We start from the raw sequence: 6,168 nt of genomic DNA on the forward strand, positions 1-6,168 counted from the left end.
CGAGAGGCCACCAACCGTCGAGAGCGGCGGGCGGTGAGGTGAGCCCGTCGGCCCCCGAATATCTCGGTTTGTGCACATTTCGCCAGGAATGGCCATAACCTGCCCGAGGGAAGTGGTGTCGTCTCGCCGCGAGGCTTTGGGGAAGGGTCAGGTGTGACAGTCCGTTTCAACGTCCCACCGGGGTGGCCGACACCGCCACTCTCGTGGACGCCGAGCGAGGACTGGCTGCCCGACCCCCAATGGCCCGAGCCACCCGAGGGCTGGTCCTTCTGGTCTCCGGTGCTCGAGGGCGCCGGCTCGCTGAGCGTCGCCGACCGGGCTGCGCTCGAGGCGGAGCTGGACGGCGCCGAGTCCGGTTCGTACGGCTGCACGGTCGTGACGTGGTGGTCCACCGTGGGTGAGGTCACCGCCGAGGACATGCACAGTCCGGTCGTTGCTCCGGTTGCTGAGGCGGTGTCCGAGGGTTCCCCCGACGAGGTCGCATGGGTGGTGCCCGTGCCCGCCGTGGTTGCCCCGGTCGTGGCCGCCCCGGTCGCGTCTGCACCGTCCGCCGGCAATGCTCCCGCTGATGTCAGGCGAGCGCCGAATCCCCCGCGGAGGAAGACGACGACCATCCCGCGGCGCAACCTGCTCGTCGCCGCCGTCATCATCTGCGCCCTTGGCCTGGTCGGCTTCCAGGCCTCCCGGATCCTGCTCGTCTCGGACGACTCGGACGGCACCGACGAGGTGCCGAAACCGCTGCCCGTCAGCGACACTCGCGTCCCGACCCGCTCGACGAGTCCCAGCTCCGAGGCGGGGGCTCCCGGCGTCGTGACGACCACCGCGTCGACCGATCGTCCAGACCTCGTCGCGGCCACGGTGGTGGTGCCGTCCTCCACCTCGGCTCCGAGCACGGCGCGCACGTCGGTTCCCACGAGCACGGGGCCGACGACGGTGGCATCCCCGTCCACCACTGCGCCCGCCGCGACGAAGAGGACCGCGACGACGCCCTCGCCGAGTCGCTCATCGACCACGTCGGCATCGAGCACCACGACGGCGACACCGCTGGCGCGCCCGTCCGTGACGGCGACGAAGACAGTTGTCGCCGCGACCGCGACCGCCGCCGCGGCCGGGGGTGACCGCTCTTGAGCGAGGTGGCTCCACCGAGCGGACCACGGATCTGGCTCGGCGCCCTCCCTCCCCCGGGCGATGGCCACACCCCGGTGCACATCGCGCCGGGGCTCGGCATCGCGTGGGTCGGCGAGACGTTGCGCTCGGTGGTCCCGGGGGCGCGCTCAGCGACGCCGTCCGTGGCCCGTTCTCGTCGTCATCAGGAGGCGCCGACTCGACGACGGTCACGGAGTCTGCGTCGGCGCAGCGGGCCAGCAGGCCCACTCGGTGCTGCGGAGGCCGAGCGGCTCGCGGTGGACGCGGTCGAGCGCGACGACGCTGGCGCCCTGGCAGCCCTCGAGTCCCGGCTCAGCTCGGCGCACCACGCGGTGTTCCCGCGGGCTCAGCGTCCCTTGGTCGCAGGATCTCCGGCTCTGACGCCGGAGGATGCGAAGCAGGCTCGGGAGGCGGCCCTGATCGCAGCGGCCGGTATCCAGCGCCGACGGGAGCGACGGTCGGTCAGGACCGCCGGGTCTCGGGCCAAGCTCGATCCCGGGTCGGCTCCGGTCAAGGCGTTCCTCGCGGCCGGCCGGATCGCTGCCCGAGTGCGCGATGGCTACGCCCAGGCGGCGGCGGACAGCACCTGGCGAGGTCTCGAGGCGCACGACGCCACCGCTGTCATCGCGGCCCTGGAGGCGTCCTTCGCCGACAGTGCGGCCGACTGCACCTGCATCGACGCCGGTCGGGTGGGCCCGGACCGACGCGCCTACGTCACCGTCGTGCTGCGGGTGCCGGGGCCCGAGGTCGTTCCGGACCGCGGCCCGGGGGTCTCGGCCACCGGTCGTCCCATGCTCCGGCGCAGGACGGCCGGTCAGCGCGAGGAGACCTACCGCGCCATCCTCGCCTCCGCGACCCTGGGCGCCGTCAACCACGTGCTGGGGGCCGCCATCGCCACGGACGACGTCAACGTCGTGCTCGTCCGGCCGGCGCTGCCCAGCGCGACCGACCTGCAGTCCGGCGGGAGTCGTCAGCCTCGCTTCGAGGGACTGCACGTCGCGCGGCTCTCCCGCGAGGAGGTCACCCTGCGGCCGGTCGACGCCGACCCGGTGGCGCTCGTCTTCGGCAGTGCTCAGCCGCCGCGCCTACTGGAGCGCGATGAGCTGACCGGTGAGGGAGATGCCGCCGATGAGCTCGGCACCCTCGTTGCGGCTCTCAACGCTGCACTCGACAACGACTAGGGACGCGCCGCGGTCCGAGACCGAACTCGGCAACTCAGTTCGTCGGGTGGAGGGAACCGGTGGTTTCGTCCCAGATCGAAGCCATCTCCTCCAGCGCCTGGACCGTGATGCGCCGCATCGCCTCACGCGCCAGCGACTCCTCGCGCCGCTGGATGGCCTGCGCGACGTCGGCGTGCAGGGAGAGGGCCAGCTCGTCGGGATGGTGGGGCATCAGGCCGTACTGGTGGCGTCCGCTCAGCACTTCGCCCACGAGGCTGCTCAGCTTGAGGAACATCTCGTTGCCGGAGCCCGCGAGGACGCGCCGGTGGAACTCCACGTCGAGCCGCAGGAACGTGTCGAGGTCTCCCTCCATGCCGGCGGACCACATCTGGGCCGCGAGGGCCACGAGGCCACTGCCCTCATCGAGGCGACCCCGGAGCGCGGCGAGGGCGGCGGCCTCCGGCTCGACGGCCGCGCGCAGCTCGGTGAGTGAACGCAACTGACCCACTCGGTCATCGGAGGCAAGGCGCCACCGAATCACTTGAGGATCAAAGACATTCCACTCCTCGCGGGGGCAGATCCGGGTGCCGACGCGGCGCCGCGACTCCACCAGGCCCATCGAGGCAAGGACGCGCAGGCACTCACGGATGACGGACCGCGAGACGCCGTACTCGGCCGCGAGGTCGTCGATGTAGAGCAGCGCTCCGACCGGCGTGCGGCCGCCCGCGATGGCGGTGCCGAGGCCGTCGAGAACGCGCGCGTGCAGGCCCTGGGTCGACCCCGCGTCGGGGTGGCCGTCAGAGGGGACCGCAGCGCCAGTGCTCACGCACACATCATACGGATTGATAACGACGCGTCGTTCAAGGCGGAGGTAATGCTAGGGTCCCGGCATTAAGGCGGATGTAAAGCCCGCCGACCACGGTGCTCAACGGGATCGGGCACCTCGACAAGCACGGAGGCCGCAATGTTGCGTCGCTCAGTAATCGGAACTTCTCTGGCCGTGGTGGCAGCCCTCGGCCTCAGCGCTTGTGGTGGCGGCGGAGGTGACGCCGCCGCCTCTAAGACGGTCCGGGTCACGCTCGCGAACCACGTCTGGACCGACAACATCAAGAAGGCGCTGCCCGAGTTCGAGAAGCAGACGGGCCTCAAAGTTCAGGTGACCCAGCTGGGCGAGGACCAGCTGTCCGACCAGTACAACGTCAAGCTCAACGCCGGCACGAGCGAGATCGACGTCATGATGTACCGCCCCCTTCAAGAGGGGCGCCTGTTTGCGAAGAACGGCTACCTCGCCGACCTCACCGACAAGACGAAGTCGAACAACGAGTGGGACTGGGCCGACTACCAGGCCGGCCCGGTCGCAGCCACGACCGATGAGGGCAAGGTCGTCGGCGTGCCGATCATCACCGAGCAGGAGGTCCTCTACTACCGCAAGGACCTGTTGAAGAAGGCCGGCATCGACAACCCTCCGGCGACGCTCGACGAGCTCAAGGCCGACGCCAAGAAGATCAAGGAGCAGAACCCGGGTGTCGCGGGCTTCGTCGCCCGCACCGGCAAGTCGCCGGCCGTCACCCAGTTCTCGAGCTTCCTCTACAGCTTCGGCGGTGACTGGAGCGACGGGTCCGGCAAGTCCACCGTCAGCACGCCCGAGGCCACGGCCGCCTACAAGTACTACGGCAGCCTGATCAAGGATGAGGGCCCGGCCAACGTCAGCACCGACATGAGCTGGCCCGAGGCGATGGCGATCTTCACGCAGGGCCAGGCTGCGTTCTACACCGAGGCGAGCTCGCTCTACAAGAATGCGACCGACCCAGCCAAGTCGAAGGTCGCCGACACGGTCGCCTTCGCTCCCTTCCCGGCGGGTCCGGCCGGCTCGAAGCCGTACAACATCCCGTCGTGGGCTCTCGGCGTCAACGCAGCCTCGAGCAACCAGGACAACGCGTGGAAGTTCATCGAGTGGGCGACCAGCAAGGCGCAGACGCTCGAGAACCAGAAGGCCGGCGTCCCGAGCGCTCGCAAGTCCGTCTGGGCCGACGCCGACGCGGTCTCGACCTACCCGAAGGACCTCGTCGAGGCGATGAACGCAGGTGAGAAGGGTGCCGTTGGCTACGACCGGCCGCGTGTCACCAAGGTCGCCGAGGCCCGCGAGATCGTTGGCCAGCCCATCGTCGACGCCATCACCGGCAAGGACGTGTCCGCTTCGGCCGACACGGCGAACGCCGCGTTCCAGAAGTTCCTCGACGACGAGAAGAAGTAAGAACCGCGCCTGACGGTGGCCGGCCGCCGATGCCTCGATGGGTCGTCGGCCGGCCACCCACCCACCTGCGCTGACCTGACAGGAGCATCCGCATGAGCGTCCAGATGCTGTCTTCCGGCACCCCCGGATGGGTCCGGTGGGCCAACGCCCACCGGAAGTGGCTCTTCGCCAGTCCGGCGATGATCTTCGTCGCGCTCCTCATCATCTTCCCGCTCGGTTGGACGGTCTATCTCAGCCTCACCGATGCCGAGGGATCCGTCCGGGCGGCAAAGGAGTTCGTCGGGATCTCGAACTTCATCGAGGTGCTGACGGACACGGATCGCTTCTGGCCGGCGACCGGGCGCACCTTCGCCTTCACTGCGGTCGTGCTCATCTTCGAGGTCGTCCTCGGGATGGCCACCGCGCTCCTCCTCTGGAGGCCCTTCCGCGGTGAGAAGTGGGTGCGGGTCGCCATCCTCCTGCCGCTCGTCGCGACTCCCGTGGCCGTCGGCATGATGTGGCGGCTCATCTTCGACCCCAATATCGGCCTCGCCAACACGGTGATCGGCTGGTTCGGCATCCCGCCCCAGCCCTGGCTCGCGGGCCAGGCCACGGCTCTGCCCACGACGATGTTCATCGACATCTGGCAGTGGACCCCGATGGTCGTGCTGATCCTCCTCGCCGGACTGACCTCGCTCTCCGACGAGCCGCAGGAGGCCGCCCTCATCGACGGAGCCAACGCGTGGCAGCGGTTCCGGCACATCACCCTGCCGCTGCTCATGCCGACCGTCATTGTCGCGATTCTGCTGCGCGGCATCGACGCCCTCAAGACCTTCGACATCCTCTATGCCACCAAGGGCAAGGGCGGTGGCTCGTTCCACGAGGTCGAGACGCTCAACGTCTATGCCTACGGCCTCAGCTTCGACTACAACGACTACGGCATCTCGTCGACAGTCCTGATCATCTTCTTCCTCATCATCGTCGGCTCCATGTGGGCGCTCACCGCCCGCCGGAAGGACGCTGCCTGATGCGTGCCGCCACTCCCTTCAAGGTCTTCCGCTTCATCGCGCTCGTGCTCGTCGTCCTCGGCCTGCTCGCGCCGCTGGCCTGGATGGTGGCCGCGTCGCTGAAGACGAACGTCGATATCTACGACTCGAGCAAGGCCGTCGTGTTCGACCCGACGACCGAGAACTACACGAAGGTCCTGCAGCAGGCCAACTACATCAAGTTCATCGTCAACAGCCTGTGGGTCGCCTTCGCCTCGACGGCCCTGTCCCTTGTCCTCGGCGTTCCGGCCGCCTATTCGATGGCCCGGTTCAGCATGAAGCGGTCTGCGCTCGTCGTCCTCATGGCCCGGGTCATCCCCGGCGTCTCGCTCCTCGTGCCCTGGTACTACGTCTTCTCGAACCTGCGGATGGTCGGGGGCTTCGGAGTGCTGATCCTGAGCCACATGTTCGTGGCGCTGCCGCTCATCGTCTACATCATGATGGGCTACTTCGAGGGGCTCCCGGACGAGCTCGAGGAGTCGGGGCTCGTCGACGGGCTCACCCCGATCGGCGCGTTCCGCCGGATCACGCTGCCCCTGTCGACGCCGGGCATCGCCACCGCCGGGATCCTGTCGTTCATCTT

General features: G+C 68.9%; 6 protein-coding genes. 5 read left to right on the forward strand and 1 reads right to left on the reverse strand.

The window, feature by feature from the left end; all coding sequences use genetic code 11:
* Positions 1-153 precede the first annotated feature (153 nt).
* Both N864_RS18115 and N864_RS18120 read left to right on the forward strand, forming a co-directional pair.
* Complete coding sequence (locus N864_RS18115; RefSeq protein ID WP_155893004.1) at positions 154-1,128, forward strand: RodZ family helix-turn-helix domain-containing protein; 975 nt, start codon at positions 154-156, stop codon at positions 1,126-1,128.
* Positions 1,129-1,403: 275 nt separating this feature from the next.
* Positions 1,404-2,327, forward strand: coding sequence for a hypothetical protein (locus tag N864_RS18120; RefSeq protein ID WP_034720324.1), 924 nt, complete (start codon positions 1,404-1,406; stop codon positions 2,325-2,327).
* A gap of 34 nt (positions 2,328-2,361) precedes the next feature.
* Here N864_RS18120 and N864_RS18125 read toward each other — a convergent pair whose 3' ends face one another.
* Entirely contained in the window at positions 2,362-3,132 is a 771-nt protein-coding gene (locus tag N864_RS18125; RefSeq protein WP_081794015.1) for a FadR/GntR family transcriptional regulator, read from the reverse strand.
* A gap of 177 nt (positions 3,133-3,309) precedes the next feature.
* On the opposite strand from N864_RS18125, the gene N864_RS18130 reads away from it, so the two are divergent.
* The 3 genes from N864_RS18130 to N864_RS18140 all read left to right on the forward strand — a co-directional run.
* Positions 3,310-4,560, forward strand: a complete 1,251-nt coding sequence (locus N864_RS18130; protein ID WP_240474391.1) for an ABC transporter substrate-binding protein — start codon at positions 3,310-3,312, stop codon at positions 4,558-4,560.
* 92 nt (positions 4,561-4,652) lie between these two features.
* Positions 4,653-5,567, forward strand: a complete 915-nt coding sequence (locus tag N864_RS18135; protein ID WP_240474392.1) for a carbohydrate ABC transporter permease — start codon at positions 4,653-4,655, stop codon at positions 5,565-5,567.
* Positions 5,567-6,168 (forward strand): carbohydrate ABC transporter permease (locus N864_RS18140; RefSeq protein WP_034720331.1); only part of this gene is annotated, 602 nt, incomplete at its 3' end. The genes N864_RS18135 and N864_RS18140, both read left to right, overlap by 1 nt.

Source organism: Intrasporangium chromatireducens Q5-1 (assembly GCF_000576575.1).
Taxonomy (GTDB): domain Bacteria; phylum Actinomycetota; class Actinomycetes; order Actinomycetales; family Dermatophilaceae; genus Intrasporangium_A; species Intrasporangium_A chromatireducens.